Here is a 17,065-nt window from a genome sequence, read left to right on the forward strand (position 1 = left end):
TCCTCTTTTTAATGAGTCCCACGGCATCGATAACAAATCACATAACATACACATCCAGCAAATACACATGTCATCGTTGTAAACCAGCCCTCAGTGAACAGATAAATCCCAATGATGACCGCAGCACTTATGACAGATCCGATGAGCAATGATCGATAATAGATGCCCAAAGAAAGACTCGCTTCTCGTCTCAAAGGCTGCGTAAAGGCAAAGAGCCGTATGGTCAAAAAACAAATATAAACCCCTACCCCATAAATGGCCCAATACAATACATCATGAATCTCTAACAAGATAAGAGAAATCAAGTAGACACCATACAACCAAAAGGTTTGAAACACTTCCAATAGAAGAATCTTTTGATATAAAGCACCCGGAAAAAGATACAGTACTCCCGTTTGCCCGTGTCTTACAATCCCAGCGTAATATGAACTGAGCAGGACAGATGCACCAATGACCAGAAAGAATAGAGTCAACCAATCTGAAAAATAAGAACTGACGACATAGTAAGTACCGATCAACAGCATGGTAGATAACAGGTGGAAGGTAGCATACTTTTTGATCATCAATATTTCTAGCCAAAGGAAAGCCCAGATGCCCGTTAATGATGAAAGCCCCCACCACGTCTTGCTTTTCTTTGGACTTATTGGATTTGCATGAACCTGCTTCCCCTCAAATTCCTCCCAAAATGCCGCCTCTTTGACTAACGACTCCATCATCTCTATACGATGACTCGACCTGTACATCATCATGAAAGATAAAATCATCATTCCAAGTAATATCAATACAGAAATGAATGAAAACTCCTCTATCATGCGTCCGACTTGATACATCAAAGAAGCAGATATCTCCATCATAGACGACTGTTTCAATATCAATTGATTCAAAGTGAGCAATGAAAGACAACCAAACATCAGTATAAAACCAATGAAGAGCACTCGCTTATATACTTGAATGGTTCTTGCACAAGATACCGCAATCATCCATGTTTCGATCATACATAACAGCGCTGTTAACAGGAGTGATTTACCAAGTAGAAAAAAGTACTGCTGCGTTAAACAAAGAAGGAGGATATCAGCCATCACAGCAGAAACAATGAGAAAAGCACATCGCCAAAGAATGTGATATACCCATACACTCATCACAACTGTCCATAAGGAAGCACCACTTCCATACAACCACATGATATCGTTCATCTGACTAGGCAGCCTATTCGAAAACAAGCCAAAGCCAGTATAAAGAACAAATAAAACGACAATGATCCATCCAGCTGTACTTGCATTCCAATCGCCCATACTTGAGACTGCGCTCAGCTGAAAACCGATGGCAGCCATCATAAGTAGCAAGATCAGAAAGGGCATTTTCTTTTCTTGATTTTTACTGATCAAGCGCCTTTGGGATTTCATCCATAAAAGGGAAAGTGTGTTATTCACTAGACCACTCCCCTAGGAGTTGAATGACTTCTGCCCGCCACTTCATTTGTTCTTCCTGCCGCTTAGGAACAGCGATACTTTTCATGATGGCACCATCTCGAATCAATATCACCCTGCTAGCCGTATCAAGAACAAACTCTAGACTATGAGTGGACACAAGAACCGAACCTCCTTGAAGGCTCTTCTGTATCAGCCAATCTGACAGCCATTGTTTCGAAGGGATGTCTAACCCAACAGTCGGCTCATCTAAAATAAAAAGGGAGGCATCTTGCACAATGGCCCCTGCTAAGACGACACGCTGTTTTTGACCTCTTGAAAGCCTTCCGCACAATTCGTTCATCTTCATTTCGATATGTACTTCTTTCAACGCCTCAAATACCTTTTCTTTGATCTGTTTTAAACCTTTATGATAGCCCCTCGCACGGAATTGAACATGTTCAGCAACCGTTAAATCTGGGTACAAATATGGCTGATCTGGAATAAGAGCTACTTGTTTTTGGACATGGGAATGACCAGGAGGAAATCCCTCTATGAGTATTTCCCCTTGATCAGGTTGATAGAGACCTGTTAAACATCGAATGGTTGTCGTCTTCCCCGCACCATTAGGCCCAAGCAGCGCCACAACCTCCCCTGCTTCAATGGAAAATGAAAGACCCTCTATCCCATCACCATTGCTATATCGTTTGCTTACATTCTGAACCTCCATAACTGGCATCAAATCTCTCCCTTTTATTAGAGTGATGTATGCTGATCTATGGTGTTTTTACGGTGGAATGTAAATGTAATTAGACCCACTTATCATTTACCACAATATTACCATATGAGGTATAAAAGGGTAAGAGGATTATAATCATTTAAAATACTAAAAGATAACAAAACAAAAAAGATTGGGCATCAATCATCCCAACCTTTTATCTATTAAATAAACCAATTCAAACCGTATCCATATCCCGACAAGCCCAAGCATCCACCTCGACCTTTAAAGCAGGTGAAGCCAAAGCCACCACATAAATCATCGTCATACAAGGCAGGTGGTCTCCTAAAAACTGACCCATGATTCGTTTTCTACTCTCGGCATCAAACTCACCTACCAAATAAAACACAAGCTTTGTTATATCTTCTACTTTCATATCTGCCGCTTCTACATTGCGTTTTACATTCTCTAACGCTAGCTCGAGCTGTTCCATCGGGCTCGCCGGGATGGTCCCATCGACTTCCATCCCCACTTGTCCTGATAAGGTTAACCAACGCTGCGGCCCTGTTGTCTCTATTTGATGGATGTACGGTGCAACTGGCGTGTGAATGGTCTCAGGATTACGTGATGTTTTCATTGATCAAACCCCTTTTCTGAAAATACAATCAATTTACACCTATCATACCAAACTTTCTTCCCATCCTATCTGCGTATACTCCGAACGAAGCCAAAAAAAGACCTTTCTTCAAAAGAAAGACCTCCCTAAAATGATGCTCCGCTCCGATGCTCAATTTGATGAATCCAATTCAAATCCGCCTCTAAATGAAGCAGCGTGCCAGAAATCAATAAGTACCGACTCTCATCACCTTGCACAAGACATTCCGTTTTCAGCTTCGTGAGTTCCATCACATCTTTCATGATGACGGCTTTCTGCTGCTGAAGCATTTCTTTTTCTTGATGAAATCTGATTTTCCGTGCACAGCCCCATTTAAAGTGAAAATCATCCTTTACAGCATGATACGGAACAGGCGCCAACAGCCATGATTCCAGCTCTTGTCTGCCTTCTTCCGTCACGTCGTACAGCTTTCGATCTTGGTCATCTATTCCCACTGCTGTCACCAATTGATCACGAATTAACCGATCAAGCGTCGTGTAGATTTGACCCGGGTTGATTTTTCCTTTTATTCCGAGCAATGACTCCAGCTCTAACTTTAATTCATATCCATGATGTTGCTGCTGACAGAGCGATGTTAAAATTCCGTATTTCACTGACATATGATTTAACCTTCTTTGAGAGATGATATCATCTCTATTTTACTCGCTGTCGCACTAGAAATCCACGAAGCCGCTAAACTGAGCGCAATTCCTGCGATCACTGCCAGCAACACATGCACAAATGGCAGCTGAAATGAAACAAATCCACCGAGCCAATCAGATTGGCTTGAGACATATAGAAGAATCACACCAAATAAAATGCCGCCAATCACACCTGATAACCCAATGAGCACACCTTCTCCAACGATCATTTTTCTCACCTGCTGTTTTGTCAGCCCAAGCGCCCGCATGGTGCCAATCTCAGATGTACGTTCAAGCGTATTCATCAACAGTGTATTGGCTGTTCCAATGCTCGCGAGCCCCATAATGAAAATGAGCATCATAGAAATTAACTCGTTCATACCAGTTAAAGCCGATGTCGTTGATTCAATCTCATCCTCTACTGTTTTCACCTTTGAAAGCCGCTGCCCAAAGTCTTCCCATAGCTGATCTCGTAAAGACTCACCGGCACCTTTGTCTTTTAACGTAAACAGGATATCAAGGGGCTGCGTCCACCCTAAATCCTCTTGTAAAAATGTCTGATCGACAAATGCCACATAACCCGAATGATGAGAAGTCTTGACCACATCAATGACTTGTAACTGCTGCCGGCCAGAAGGTGCATTGAGATACACACTCTCTCCAATACGCCCACCCCATTCATCAAACGCACGCTCTCCTAACACGATAGAGGGCTTTTCTGCTAAATGTTGATACAAATCGCCTTTATTGTCATCTTCTATAAAAGACGGTCCCTTTTCCTCTACGCCGATCAGAGAAAATTGTCTTTTCTCTCCATCAGCCGTTTCCCATGTCAAAGGAGCCGCTTCCATCATCGCTTCCACCCGCTCAACAGCCTCATAGGATGACAGCTTTTCTTGATCCGCTTTCGTCCATGGGGCTTCAGAAGTAACCCTGAGATCGCCTCCATACGTTTGACGAATCTCTTTTTCGTAGCCATCTGGAGCCAATTCAATGACCGCACTTAAAAGCAAGATCACAGCAATCCCAACAGCTAGAATCGCCGCCGTATTAGCATTTCGATTCAGTTGCTGCGTGACATGCTGCGAGGATAGATGACCCGGGTAACCAAAGACAAACTTCAAAAGAGGCGCCAACAACCGGTTCAAAAAGAGCAGGAAAAATGGGAATAACAGAACCATGCTGGCTAAAATGGCAAGATAAGCAGCCGGATGATCCACCCATACAAATGAAAGCAAGCCTATCCCTATCGCCGCTCTAATGACCGATTGTTTCTTCGGCGCAGAAGTTTGGGTGGTGGATTTTAAAGTCAGCAGCACAGACGTTTTCCCTGCATGATAGATCGGAAATAACGAAAACAGCACAGGGAACACAATACCAATGATCACTGCTATTACAACAGGCACTTGCCAATCTAACGAATACACCATATCAAAAGCAAACACACCAAGCAGTGTTTGCATGAACACATCCCCAAGCCAAACGCCAATCGGCACCCCAATGACGGTTCCAATACAAGCCAAGATCAAAACCTCAATCAACATCAGCTTAGAAACAGAACTCTGTGTATAACCGAAGCTCTTCATAATCGCAAATTCTTTTTTTCGTTCCATCACACTCGTATAAATCATATTAAACACGATAAAACCGCTCATAAACATCGACAGCCCTGCGATGAGGTAAAAGAACGTGTACAACCCGCCAATGTCATTACTTTGCCGGTCATCCGCCACCACAGGCTGGACAAAAACATCGGCATCCTTGAACTCTTTCTGTAAAGATTGAAAGAGCTGCTCTCCGCCATCATTGGTCTGAAATCTCATATAAGAAAGCTGATGATCGAGTCCCGTCCAGTCTCTCAATAAATCAAGCGGCGCCATCACACGAAAGCTCGATGATTCTGCACTCTTCCAGTCACTCGGACTTGAAAGCAGCTGTGTATATTCCACAATGGCAGATACCTTCGCTTCGCCCAAATCAGAAAAACGAATGGTATCTCCCACTTTTTTATTCAGCAGCTTCGCCACAACATCTGGTATGACCAACCCCTGATTATCCAAACGCCCTTCAATCACAGGCAGCTTCAGTAAAGAGCTCGTTTGATCTTGCACCCCGGTAATGCGCACCGCCCGTTGGTTAAGAGAGTGATCACCTTCTACCTCAAAAAACGTCTGTTTATCCAGCGCTAATAATGATCCTGTCACATCAGGATGTTTTAAAATGGATGAGATCTGTTCCTCATCATACGTATGATCATCACTCAACACCCAATAATCTGCATCAGCGACATACATTTGCTCATAGTAATGAAACACATCATTTGTCGTTCGATCGGCAATGAGCATCGACGTGACAAAAGCGATCCCCACCATGATGCCTAAGACAGAAATGGCGAACCGCTTTTTATGCTGAAGCATGTTACGCCATGAAATTCGCCACATACTGAGCATAATCATCATCCTTTCTAGAAATCACTTGATCAATAACACCGTCTTTAAAAAGGATGATTCGATCCGCAAACCCCGCTGCGAAAATATCATGCGTCACCATAATAATCGTCTGCTTGCTTTCTCGATTGAACTTGCACATTAACGCCAAAATATCCTCCGCTCTATGTCGGTCCAAGTTCCCCGTCGGCTCATCTGCTAACAGCACTGATGGCTGATTGACTAGAGCTCTTGCAATCGCTACACGCTGCTGCTGCCCGCCGCTCAGCAAACTAGCCCGTTTCCGCCCAAGTCCATTCAAGCCAACAGCCTCTAACAGCTCTACAACCGTCTGTTGATTCTCCTTTGTTAAACGTCCATCTGCATGCAGCGGAAACGCCACATTTTCTTCGACAGTTAATGTAGGCAGCAGCTGATAATTTTGAAACACAAACCCAATCTGTTTTCTGCGGAAAATCGTTCTCTCTTTCTCATTCATCTCACTTAACTGATGTTCATTTATCAAAATCTCTCCATCTGAAGGCAGATCAAGCCCGCCTAACAGCTGAAGTAATGTACTTTTTCCAGAACCACTCGGTCCCATCACCGCTACAAACTCCCCTTCTTCTACCGTCAAATCAACGCCCCTCAACACCTCAGTCCGCTCCTGGCCTTGAAAGAATTCCTTCTTCACATGCTTGATCTGAATCATCTGCAAACTCCTCCCATCCCTTTACGGAGTAATTATATACTAAGTATATATTATTTCAACATTTAAATCATGATAATATGTATTTATGCCTTATTTTTTACTTACTAAATACATAAAAAACCCTCTAGATTTTCATATCCAAAGGGTACACCATGCTATAATTCTTGTTTTCTAAAAAGAAACCATCCGATGAGAAAAAAGAAACCAATCAATACCGATACACCTAGAAAGCTAGTAAGTGCCTGATCTGAATAAGTCCCTCTATGAATCATCTCCTCAGCCGCACTTGTGACGCCTTTAGGTGCAAACTTCCCTAATGTATCCTCATAAAACGAAGGAACGGTAAACAGGATGAGGTTGATCAAAAGGGAAACGCCGCCCGCAGTCACTGAACGCTTAAAGAACGCCGATGCACAAATGGTCGATACTACAATGAGCAGTAGGTTCGGATAATACAAAAGCGTTCCTTTTAACACATCGCCCCAATCCACATGCCCAAATTGGATGTCCACATAATAAACGGAAGCAAGCACCGCCACTACCAAACTAAACAACGTTAAACAGGCATAGGCACATATTTTTGAGGCATAATAACTCATTCGACTGATCGGTTTCACCATAATCATCGCCGTCACCCCAGAGGCACGCTCTCCAGCAATCGTCCCCATCACAATCATAATGAGGATAAACACGCCGAGTGAATCAAATTTACTCAATGCACTAGCTAAAGCCTCTCCAGCACTAGGCTCTGGTATATAAAATGTAGACCCTTCAGGTAAATTAGCGGATTTCGATAAAAGATCCGGCAGCATTTTGAGCGTAATAGGCTGTGTAATCATTAAAATCGTAAAAATGATCGGCACAAATAAGATTTTATAACTAGTGAATAACTCCCTAAATTCCTTTTTCAACATCATCATGCCATCACAACCTTCATGAAAATATCTTCAAGCGTTAGCTTAGATAGTTGATATTGGAGAAGAACACCACCAGTTTCAGTGATGAGACCCGGCAGCTCCTTCAATGCCGCTTGTTGATCGTTGACTCGCACCTGATAAGCGTCTCCTGTCTCCATACATTCCTCCACCCAATCCCGTTCTTTTAACAAAGCCACTAGTTTCGTATTCTGTTGTGCTAATTGAAATTCAATCACGGGCTGGATATAGTCTTCTTTGATCTGTTTCATCGAAGAGGACATCTCAATTTTGCCGCTGTTGATCATGATAATATGATCCGCCACACGTTCAATGTCATCTAAAATATGGGTCGACATAAAGATCAGCATCTCATGCTTTAGACGCTCAATCAAAGTCAGGACGTCTTTTCTCCCCATGGGATCAAGTGCCGACACAGGCTCATCTAGGATCAGAACCTGTGGGCTATTGATCAGCGCCTGTGCAATGGCAAGCCTCTGCTTCATGCCTCCGCTATAGCTACCAATGGCACGATCCTTCGCCTCGTATATGCGGCAAAGCTTCAACAATTCATCTGTTTTGGAACGAATGGTGTGTTTCTCTAAATGAAATAACCCGCCAACCCAATGCATCCATTCCTGCCCCGTCATATCCTGATAAAATGCAGGATGCTGCGGACAGTACCCAATCACCTGACTGATTTGATCCATGTCCTTTGTGACATCAAAACCTGCCACCTTCACAACGCCAGACGTAGGACGAGCAAGCCCCGTCAAAATCCGGATCGTCGTTGTCTTCCCCGCTCCATTGGCTCCTAAAAAGCCAACACATCCAACCTCCCCAACAGAAAACGAGACATCTTTTAATACTTCATGCCGTCCATACGATTTCGTCAGCCCGTAACACTCCAACATATTCAAGCGAATCCCCCCTACTAAGATTGTTTACGACCAAAAATGAAATACGCAATAGGACCGGCACTCGCCACAAACACAATCACCAAAGCCCAAACCCACTTCACTTCTCCCCTAATCCTCGATGGATCTCTTTTCAACAAATCAAACAAACCAATCACCATTAAAATCGCTTGTAGTAAAATAAGAGGTAAAATCATCTTCATGTCCATCCACACCACTCCCTTTTCAAACGTCAATTTGTTTTGGTATTACTTCTTTTGACGACATGAAGAGAGAATTCGTTCAAATGGATTTTATTTTTATTGGTCGAATGGTCTATAAATATAAAAAAGCCCAGTGAAGTTTATTCACTGGGCTCGCTTGTGATGTTCATGACGAAGCTCGCAAAATCTTTTCCATTTTCTTTCCCTTCGCTAACTCATCAATCAGTTTATCTAGATACCGAATATTTTTCATGGTTTCTTCCTCAATGTCCTCTACCCGTACTCCACAGATGACTCCTTTGATTAAACTGCGGGAAGGATGAAGTTCAGGAGCCTCGGCAAAAAAAGTTTCAATGTCTATCTGCTTGTCCAACTGTTCCTCAAGCTCTTCTGGACTGTAGCCTGTTAACCAACAAATAATCGTATCGACTTCAGCTTTCGTTTTTCCCTTTCTCTCTGCCTTTGCGATGTAGAGAGGATAGACTTTTGCAAAGCTCATTGTGTAAATTTTAGGTTTGGTCATGTATCTGCTCTCTTTCTTCGTTAAATATTTAAACTGTCACGCTTTCTCAAGGGGACGCTCTCTCATTATGCACTTAGTATAATGTGTTAAAAATATAACTTATAAACGATGATATATGCCTTTATTATTTCTTTCATCTTTTTTGAAAGCTCTATATTTAAGAAATTGAACAATACAAAATCCAAGGAATACACCTATTGGTCCTTCACTTGAAACAGGACCACCAATTAAACAATAAGAAATGATAAACAATGCGATATAACCAATGAAGAAAAAAACAATTCCCCATTTTTCTTTTTTTACGTATCGAATAAAAATAATATTTCCCCCTAAAAATATTTATCATAATAGCAACATGGAAATAGTATCTATCAATCAAAGTTCAGCTTAAATCTTTCAACTGCTAGTTCTATTGACACAAAAATACCCCTTTAGACAATTATATCTAAAGGGGTATCAAAAATCCGATTTTATTTAATCCCTACTCCACCGTCACACTCTTCGCAAGGTTACGTGGTTTATCCACATCACACCCGCGGTGAAGGGCTGCGTAGTAAGCGATTAGCTGTAATGGGACAACAGATGCAAGTGGTGCAAGTGCTGGGTGTACAGCTGGAAGGACGAAACGGTCGCCTTCGTCTTCTAGGCCTTTTAGTGAGATGACACATGGGTTTGCGCCGCGTGCAACAACTTCTTTGACGTTACCGCGAATGCTGAGGTTCACGTGCTCTTGCGTGGCAAGGGCAATGACCGGTGTGCCTTCTTCAATTAAAGCAATGGTGCCGTGTTTGAGTTCTCCGCCAGCAAATCCTTCTGCTTGGATGTAAGAGATCTCTTTTAGTTTGAGTGAACCTTCAAGGCACACATAGTAGTCAAGTCCTCTTCCGATAAAGAATGCGTTACGTGTCACTGTGAAGAAGTCACGAGCGATTTGTTCCATTTCATCCTTTTGATCGACAAGGGCTTCCATTGCGTTTGCCACAATCCCAAGCTCTTTCACAAGATCAAAGTCAAGAGATTGACCATTTAATTCAGCTGCAACAGATGCAAGGATCGCAAGAACAGCGATTTGTGCTGTGTAGGCTTTTGTTGAAGCGACTGCGATTTCTGGTCCTGCATGAAGAAGCAATGTGAAGTCTGCTTCACGAGAAAGCGTAGATCCTGGTACGTTTGTGATCGTTAATGCTTTATGACCAAGCTCTTTGACTTGAACAAGTACAGCACGGCTGTCCGCAGTCTCCCCAGATTGAGAAAGGAAGATGAACAACGGTTTTTTCGATAGAAGCGGCATGTTGTAAGAGAATTCACTTGCTACATGGACTTCTACAGGTACTTTCGCCCAGTCTTCAATGTATTGTTTACCAACAAGTCCAGCATGGTAGCTCGTTCCGCAAGCCACGATGTAAATGCGGTCTGCTTCTGCTACTGCGCTTGCGATATCGCCAGCGACTGACAGCTTGCCGTTTTCGTCTTGATATTCTTGGATGATTTTGCGCATCACTAGCGGCTGTTCATCCGTTTCTTTTAACATGTAGTGAGGATATGTGCCTTTCTCAATGTCGCTTGCATCCAGCTCAGCGATATAAGAAGGACGTGTCATGATATCACCGTCAAGGTTTTTAATAATAACCTCGTCTTTAGTAACAATGACCATTTCTTTATCCATTAATTCCGCATATTCGTTTGTTACTTGAAGCATCGCCATTGCGTCAGAAGCCACAACGTTGAAATCTTCACCGAAACCAACCAATAGCGGGCTTTTGTTTTTCGCCACATAGATTGTTTCTTTGTTTTCGTTATCGAAAAGGGCAATTGCGTAAGAGCCTTTTAGTTGAAGAAGCGTTTGACGGAAAGCTTCCTCTGTATCAAGACCTCTGTTCACAAATTGTTCGATGACTTGAACAACAACCTCTGTATCTGTGTCGCTTTTTAGTGTGACGTCTTGTAAATATTCGCGTGTCAATTGTACATAGTTCTCGATGACACCGTTATGAACAAGCGTAAAACGGCCAGAAGCACTTTGATGCGGATGCGCATTTAGATGGCTTGGTACACCGTGTGTTGCCCAGCGTGTATGTCCAATTCCTGCTGAAGATGCCACGTTTGCATCAACGACTTCACGAAGCTCAGCGATACGTCCTTTTTCTTTGAACACATGCACGCCATCTTCGTTTGCCACAGCGATACCTGCTGAGTCATACCCACGGTACTCAAGCTTCTCTAAACCTTTTAATAAGATTTCCTTCGCATCATTCTGACCAATATAACCTACGATTCCACACATAAATATTCTTCCTCCCGATCATGTGAAAGGGACAAAGAAAGCCTACTAAAATAGAAGGGACATTTCTTCGTCCCTCTCTACATGTTTAATTTGGGAGATCATGTGTATTCCCTTTGTACAAAGAGTCACCTCTTTGCTTTAAAGAAACACTTACGGCTGTGATCTCTATATTTGATCAGCCGGGAGGCATCCGCCGAAAAATTCGATAACCTCCATCCTCGTCAACTAAGCATCTGTCTCGTTCGATCGCTTAGTTCGGGCGCTATAATTATAAGAGTGGCTGAACATCTACCCTGCCTTTCCTGCTAGAATAAAAATCCAGTAACACAAGGATGATTGTACTATAAGGTCTGACCTCCGTCAATCACAATTTAGCGGGTGATCCCTTTCATGTGAGAAAGTGAGACCTCCCTACACTATATGCGATGAGGCTTGTCACGTTCTACCTTTGATGTGCTCTCTTATGTATGAAAGCAAGCAGCAAATTGCCCTCGCTTATATCATTCGTATAGAACTTTCCTCTTATGACGTTTATTCGAAAAAAAAGCAAACCGCTACTTTGCGATTTGCTTTAATCAATTACTCAATACCCATTTCTTCTTTGACAACAGCCGTAATGCGAGCCACGTATTCATCACACAGCTCTTTTGTTTTCGCCTCTGCCATGACACGTACAAGCGGTTCTGTTCCTGATGGACGAACCAGGATGCGTCCGTCACCGTTCATCTCTTTTTCAACCTCTTGGATCACAGCTTTTACTTTTTCATTTTCTTCCACTTTATACTTATCAGATACCTTCACATTCACTAGAAGTTGCGGGAATTTCTCCATTTCAGCTGCAAGCTCTGACAATGTTTTTCCTGTTGCTTTTAGTGTATTCACCAGCATGATTGCTGAAAGCATGCCATCACCTGTCGTATTATAATCAAGGAAGATCAAGTGGCCTGACTGCTCGCCTCCGACATTATAGCCATCCTTTTTCATCGCTTCGACCACATAGCGGTCACCAACAGCGGTTTGAATACTCTTAATGCCTTGCTTCTCAAGCGCTTTATAGAAACCAAGGTTACTCATGACCGTTGACACAACCGTGTCATCCTTCAATCGGCCCTCACCCTTTAGATAACGTGCACATATGTACATAATTTGATCGCCGTCTACAATATCACCTTTTTCATCGACTGCAATTAAGCGGTCGCCGTCGCCATCAAACGCAAGACCAATATCCGCTCCTTTTTCTTTCACAAAAGCAGAAAGTGCCTCTGGATGAGTAGAACCTACGCCATCGTTGATATTCAATCCGTTTGGTGATGTTCCCATTGTTGACACATCTGCATCTAAATCTGCAAATAAATGTGTTGCAAGAGAAGATGTTGCACCATGTGCACAATCAAGCGCTACGTGAATGCCTGTGAAATCCTCGTCCGCTGTCTGCTTCAAGAATTGCAAGTACTTCTGACCGCCTTCAAAGTAGTCATTCACGGTTCCAAGATCGGCTCCCACTGGACGTGGCAATTCATCAACTGGCTGATCCATTAGCTGCTCAATTTCATTTTCCTGTTCATCTGACAGTTTAAAACCATCACCGCCGAAAAATTTAATTCCGTTGTCTTGAACTGGGTTATGCGAAGCTGAAATCATGACACCTGCTTCTGCATCCATTGCCTTCGTTAAATAAGACACACCAGGTGTTGAGATCACACCTAAACGCATGACTTCAGCCCCAATTGAAAGTAAGCCTGCTACGAGTGCTCCTTCTAACATATGACCAGATACACGCGTGTCTCGTCCAACGAGTACCTTTGGACGTTCTTTATCCTTCGTGAGCACATAGCCGCCAAATCTCCCAATTTTAAATGCGAGCTCTGGCGTTAATTCGCTATTAGCCACACCCCTTACACCATCAGTTCCAAAGTACTTGCCCATGTTTCAATCGCTCCTTTTTTACCATTCAAGAGGACGCTGCGTCCTCTTTATTATCTTCTTTGACCCGCTGTCTTTGACTCGATTCTTTTTTTGCTTTATCTTGTGTTGATTCCTTTTGACTCTTCTCTTCCTGATCATCATCGGATGATTGATCTTTCCGATCATTCGTAGAAGCCGGCTGATCTTCTGTATCAGTAGAAGTCAGTTTCACTTTGACCTTCGATCTAGATAATGTCCATGTCACATTTTGAGGGCCATTCACTTGTACTTTGACCTCATGTGTTCCTTCGTTTAAGTCCCCGACATTGATATAGGCTTCAATATCTGAAGCCTTTAGTTTATCAATTGCACTCTTTGATCCTTTTGCTGTTAGTGTGAGACGCCCAGAAGACGGACTCACAAATGCAGAGCTAAGATCCTTGCTCAGACCCACGACAGAAATTGGGACATTATCGATCTTTTTTTCTTCAGCTGTTGCAACCTTCACTTTGATTTTAACAGTTTCAGGCGATACCTTTTTCACACCATCTGGCAGTGGAATGTCGGCATCAATCTCTGTATCATCTTTAATCTTGCTTAGGTCCAGCTGAACGCCGTCAATAAAATCAAGTGCATCCAGCACCTTTTGAGAACCGTAGACTGTCACCTCACTTGGGCTTGTCTCGATGCTTGAGATACTAATCCCATCTGGCAAGCTGCCCGTCCGCTCAATCTTAAACGGAACTTTCTTGCTTGGACTCGTAATCGGGACCGTAATATCTACCACAGACGGACTCACTTCGACTGGTAGCTCATTCCCACTGCTATCATACACAGTGAGCTTCGCTTCTTTCTCAATTTGCTGATCGACATCCTCTAAGTTCACAAATGCTTTAATGACAGAAATTTTGTCGATCACGTCTTTTGAGCCAGTAACCGTGACATTTTTCGGATTCACAATAGGCTGCTCTGGTGAATAGCCGTCTTTGATTTTATTTTGATTATAAAATTCCGTTTCAACAGGGAATTCAGCTGTCGTTTTTTCTTGTATCGTCACAGTCGTCACAGACGGATTAATCGTTAACGTGATTCCTTTCGATACATCTCTTGCCTTCAATTCGACTTTATGTGTACCTGTCGTCAGGTTTTGCATATCTGCGTAAATTTCAAAATTTTTCGTTTGTCTTGCTGTTTTCACAGCACTAGTTGATCCTTTAATCGTGACATTGACTGTCTGCGGCACACCAGTGACTACATACTTTTCGTCGTCATAATATGCTTTAACAGGAATGTCCGTTAAGGTTGCTTCGTCTGTTGTCGATGTTGGGAAAAAGGATTCACCGATTTTTTTCGGCGTGGGCGCTTGCGCTGAATTGACTGCACCATACAGCAATAAAGCGAAGACCAATGCAAGAAACTTAACGGCCCAGCGATTATTCAAAATCTTATCCATTTTTCTTGCCCCTCCAATACCATTTGGTCGAGGAAGCATCTTTGCTGTTCTTACTAAACTCAGCAATCAGCATTTCTTCAAGCGCTTCTTCTGTCAATTCTCGATGGAGATCACCATTTCTTGCGACACTAATGCCGCCTGTCTCCTCGGAGACAATAACGGTTAAACTGTCCGTTACTTCACTAATACCAACTGCCGCGCGGTGACGTGTACCGAGCTCCTTAGAGATAAAAGGACTTTCAGACAGCGGTAAATAACACGCTGCAGCTGCAATCTCATCACGCTTCATAATCACAGCGCCGTCATGAAGCGGTGTATTCGGAATGAAGATATTAATCAGCAGCTCAGAACTGACCTTTGCATTTAAAGGAATTCCGGTCTCTATGTAATCATTCATTCCAGTATCGCGCTCAATCGTTAACAGCGCGCCTATTCTTCGTTTTGCCATATAGTTAATTGCTTTTGTAATTGCCTCGATCGTTTTCTGCTGCTGTTCCTCTACAGGTGTTCCGCTTCTAGAGAAGAAACGGCCGCGCCCAAGCTGCTCAAGCGCTCTCCTTAGCTCTGGCTGAAAAATAATAATGATCGCAAGGAACCCCCACGTAATCGCTTGATCCATCAGCCATTGAAGTGTGTTAAGACCGAGATACGCACTTCCCATCCTGACGAGAACAATGACGACAATTCCCTTTAAAAGCTGAACAGCTTTTGTTCCGCGGATGACCATCATTAATTTATATATCACATACCAAACAACGAGAATATCAACAGCATTACCGAGGTACTGCAAAAAAGGAATATCCCCTAAAGCCATTTCCTCGTCCTCCAGAATTTTCAGTTATTCTTCGTTCGATTCATTTTTTATAAAAAAAGAGCCTATGTGTAAGTACATAGCGTGGCTATTATACCACATTTTGTTTCAGCAAGGAAAATAGTTGCCATATCTGGCTGGCATTCAAGTCTGTCCATCAATAGAAAAAGAGCAGTCCCCTTAGAGACTGCTCTCAAACTGTTTGATTTACTTTTGCTCCTCTGGTCCAATGACCCGCATCACGTCTTGTGCTGTAGACTTCATTTTGTACCAAACCCAATCAAACACTTCATTAATTTCATTGATTTGACCAGTGACTTGTCCGGCAGAAGCAGTCAGCTGTTCTCCATTGACGACTGTTACGTTCCCATCAACCTTGCCTTCTACAATCAGCTTGCCATTTTTCACAGTGACGTCACCTTTAACGGTTTCCCCTTTAGGTACCGTCACTGTATCATTTTCAACCACGAGATTCGGCTGCTTTGACACACTGAAATTATGATCCGTATTCCAGCTTGTAAACAGACTGCCTCCCATCAATATGACAAAGAGGGCAGCGGCGACCATTAGCGGATGAGCTTTGATCCATCTTTGAATCGACACACGCTTTTTCTCCTTTGGAAGACCTGCCATCACCTTTGCAGTGAAATCAGATGGTGCTTCTATATGAGATGTACTCTGCACGAGCGCGATGGATTTCTCAATTTGTTGAAAATGAGTACGGCATTCCTCACACGATTGCAGATGGCTCTTTAATTCTTTTTCATCTTCGGGCTCAATGTCCCCGTCTAAATACTGATGCATAAGCAGGACGATTTTTTCCTGACAGCTCATCAAAATCACCTCACTCAAAGGTCTCTCAACTGTTTCCGGAGAGCCTCTCTACCCCTGTGTATTCTCGTTTTCACCGTACCAACTGGTATATTCAGAATCTCACTAATTTCTTTTAACGAGAGTTCATCAATATACTTTAATACGATGACCGAGCGATATTTATCGGGTAATCTTAAAATTTTTTGCTGAATGGTGCTCGATAATTCAAGCGACACCACCTCGTCCTCTGGCAAAATGCCGTCAGCCGCAATTTGAGAATACATATTCAGTCCTTCTGTCCCTGCCACCTCTGCATCTAAATAATAATCCGGCTTTTTTTTACGAATACGGTCGATGGTCAGGTTGGTTGCAATGCGGTACAGCCACGTGGAAAACTTACGATTCACATCAAAGCTCTCAATATTCACATAGGCACGAATAAACGCCTCCTGCGCAATATCTTCTGCTTCATGTGCATTCCCAAGCATACGATAGCACAGCTGATAAATTTTGTCTTTATACAGGTCTACGATGTCTGCAAATGCGTTCTGGTCGCCTTTTTTCACTTGCTTAATTCTCTTTTTAATCATTGTTTCCATAGTATATTCAACCTCTGCCTTCACCGGTCTTTATGTATACGAACCTCGTTCCAAAAGGTTTCATTCTCCTCTAAAAAATAGTGTA

General features: G+C 42.8%; 16 protein-coding genes. All 16 read right to left on the bottom strand.

The features are described from left to right. Positions 1-8: 8 nt before the first annotated feature. The gene (skfF, locus tag ASG46_RS05915) at positions 9-1,430 is read right to left on the bottom strand and encodes a sporulation killing factor system integral membrane protein (protein ID WP_056703646.1); all 1,422 of its coding nucleotides are present in this window, start codon (positions 1,428-1,430) and stop codon (positions 9-11) included. After that, positions 1,423-2,145 (bottom strand): ABC transporter ATP-binding protein, encoded by a 723-nt coding sequence (locus ASG46_RS05920; RefSeq protein WP_056703649.1) that lies wholly within the window; start codon positions 2,143-2,145, stop codon positions 1,423-1,425. Before ASG46_RS05920 ends, skfF begins: the two co-directional genes overlap by 8 nt. A gap of 217 nt (positions 2,146-2,362) precedes the next feature. Further along, positions 2,363-2,761 (bottom strand): RidA family protein, encoded by a 399-nt coding sequence (locus ASG46_RS05925; protein WP_056703652.1) that lies wholly within the window; start codon positions 2,759-2,761, stop codon positions 2,363-2,365. A 125-nt stretch (positions 2,762-2,886) separates the two neighbouring features. After that, on the bottom strand, positions 2,887-3,399 hold the full coding sequence (locus ASG46_RS05930; RefSeq protein WP_041508142.1) for a PadR family transcriptional regulator: 513 nt from the start codon (positions 3,397-3,399) through the stop codon (positions 2,887-2,889). 5 nt (positions 3,400-3,404) lie between these two features. Next, entirely contained in the window at positions 3,405-5,870 is a 2,466-nt protein-coding gene (locus ASG46_RS05935) for an ABC transporter permease (protein ID WP_056703654.1), read from the bottom strand. Then, positions 5,839-6,558: an ABC transporter ATP-binding protein gene (locus ASG46_RS05940; protein WP_046527279.1), complete on the bottom strand. Its 720-nt coding sequence runs from the start codon at positions 6,556-6,558 to the stop codon at positions 5,839-5,841. The genes ASG46_RS05935 and ASG46_RS05940 overlap by 32 nt, the downstream gene beginning before the upstream one ends. Positions 6,559-6,713: 155 nt before the next feature. Beyond that, positions 6,714-7,478 (bottom strand): ABC transporter permease, encoded by a 765-nt coding sequence (locus ASG46_RS05945; RefSeq protein WP_056703657.1) that lies wholly within the window; start codon positions 7,476-7,478, stop codon positions 6,714-6,716. Further along, a complete protein-coding gene (locus tag ASG46_RS05950; protein ID WP_056703661.1) occupies positions 7,475-8,392 on the bottom strand; it encodes an ABC transporter ATP-binding protein in 918 nt (305 codons plus the stop codon). Before ASG46_RS05950 ends, ASG46_RS05945 begins: the two co-directional genes overlap by 4 nt. Positions 8,393-8,406: 14 nt before the next feature. Then, positions 8,407-8,598 carry a PLD nuclease N-terminal domain-containing protein gene (locus ASG46_RS05955; protein ID WP_003217265.1) on the bottom strand — a complete coding sequence of 64 codons (192 nt, stop codon included), beginning with the start codon at positions 8,596-8,598 and terminating at the stop codon, positions 8,407-8,409. Positions 8,599-8,758: 160 nt separating this feature from the next. Continuing rightward, positions 8,759-9,115 carry a DUF2200 domain-containing protein gene (locus ASG46_RS05960; protein ID WP_056703664.1) on the bottom strand — a complete coding sequence of 119 codons (357 nt, stop codon included), beginning with the start codon at positions 9,113-9,115 and terminating at the stop codon, positions 8,759-8,761. 481 nt (positions 9,116-9,596) lie between these two features. Then, on the bottom strand, positions 9,597-11,399 hold the full coding sequence (gene glmS / locus ASG46_RS05965; protein ID WP_007498541.1) for a glutamine--fructose-6-phosphate transaminase (isomerizing): 1,803 nt from the start codon (positions 11,397-11,399) through the stop codon (positions 9,597-9,599). A 579-nt stretch (positions 11,400-11,978) separates the two neighbouring features. Continuing rightward, a complete protein-coding gene (gene glmM, locus ASG46_RS05970) occupies positions 11,979-13,325 on the bottom strand; it encodes a phosphoglucosamine mutase (RefSeq protein ID WP_007498543.1) in 1,347 nt (448 codons plus the stop codon). A 25-nt stretch (positions 13,326-13,350) separates the two neighbouring features. Next, positions 13,351-14,757, bottom strand: coding sequence for a CdaR family protein (locus ASG46_RS05975; protein ID WP_035390676.1), 1,407 nt, complete (start codon positions 14,755-14,757; stop codon positions 13,351-13,353). Then, entirely contained in the window at positions 14,750-15,571 is an 822-nt protein-coding gene (cdaA, locus tag ASG46_RS05980; protein ID WP_008344027.1) for a diadenylate cyclase CdaA, read from the bottom strand. Before cdaA ends, ASG46_RS05975 begins: the two co-directional genes overlap by 8 nt. A gap of 204 nt (positions 15,572-15,775) precedes the next feature. After that, the gene (gene rsiW, locus ASG46_RS05985; RefSeq protein ID WP_008344028.1) at positions 15,776-16,402 is read right to left on the bottom strand and encodes an anti-sigma-W factor RsiW; all 627 of its coding nucleotides are present in this window, start codon (positions 16,400-16,402) and stop codon (positions 15,776-15,778) included. Positions 16,403-16,416: 14 nt separating this feature from the next. Continuing rightward, entirely contained in the window at positions 16,417-16,980 is a 564-nt protein-coding gene (gene sigW / locus ASG46_RS05990; protein ID WP_007498553.1) for an RNA polymerase sigma factor SigW, read from the bottom strand. Positions 16,981-17,065: the final 85 nt, after the last annotated feature.

Origin of the sequence: Bacillus sp. Leaf49 (assembly GCF_001426125.1) — a bacterium.
GTDB lineage: Bacteria > Bacillota > Bacilli > Bacillales > Bacillaceae > Bacillus > Bacillus altitudinis.

Excerpts from the sequence above, each read along its gene's own strand:
- glmS (WP_007498541.1), bottom strand. The coding sequence starts at position 11,399 with ATGTGTGGAATCGTAGGTTATATTGGTCAGAATGATGCGAAGGAAATC.
- cdaA (WP_008344027.1), bottom strand. The coding sequence starts at position 15,571 with ATGGCTTTAGGGGATATTCCTTTTTTGCAGTACCTCGGTAATGCTGTT.
- ASG46_RS05925 (WP_056703652.1), bottom strand. The coding sequence starts at position 2,761 with ATGAAAACATCACGTAATCCTGAGACCATTCACACGCCAGTTGCACCG.
- rsiW (WP_008344028.1), bottom strand. The coding sequence starts at position 16,402 with ATGAGCTGTCAGGAAAAAATCGTCCTGCTTATGCATCAGTATTTAGAC.
- ASG46_RS05955 (WP_003217265.1), bottom strand. The coding sequence starts at position 8,598 with ATGGACATGAAGATGATTTTACCTCTTATTTTACTACAAGCGATTTTA.
- ASG46_RS05940 (WP_046527279.1), bottom strand. The coding sequence starts at position 6,558 with ATGATTCAGATCAAGCATGTGAAGAAGGAATTCTTTCAAGGCCAGGAG.
- ASG46_RS05935 (WP_056703654.1), bottom strand. The coding sequence starts at position 5,870 with ATGCTCAGTATGTGGCGAATTTCATGGCGTAACATGCTTCAGCATAAA.
- sigW (WP_007498553.1), bottom strand. The coding sequence starts at position 16,980 with ATGGAAACAATGATTAAAAAGAGAATTAAGCAAGTGAAAAAAGGCGAC.
- ASG46_RS05960 (WP_056703664.1), bottom strand. The coding sequence starts at position 9,115 with ATGACCAAACCTAAAATTTACACAATGAGCTTTGCAAAAGTCTATCCT.
- ASG46_RS05945 (WP_056703657.1), bottom strand. The coding sequence starts at position 7,478 with ATGATGATGTTGAAAAAGGAATTTAGGGAGTTATTCACTAGTTATAAA.
- ASG46_RS05920 (WP_056703649.1), bottom strand. The coding sequence starts at position 2,145 with ATGCCAGTTATGGAGGTTCAGAATGTAAGCAAACGATATAGCAATGGT.
- ASG46_RS05930 (WP_041508142.1), bottom strand. The coding sequence starts at position 3,399 with ATGTCAGTGAAATACGGAATTTTAACATCGCTCTGTCAGCAGCAACAT.
- glmM (WP_007498543.1), bottom strand. The coding sequence starts at position 13,325 with ATGGGCAAGTACTTTGGAACTGATGGTGTAAGGGGTGTGGCTAATAGC.
- ASG46_RS05975 (WP_035390676.1), bottom strand. The coding sequence starts at position 14,757 with ATGGATAAGATTTTGAATAATCGCTGGGCCGTTAAGTTTCTTGCATTG.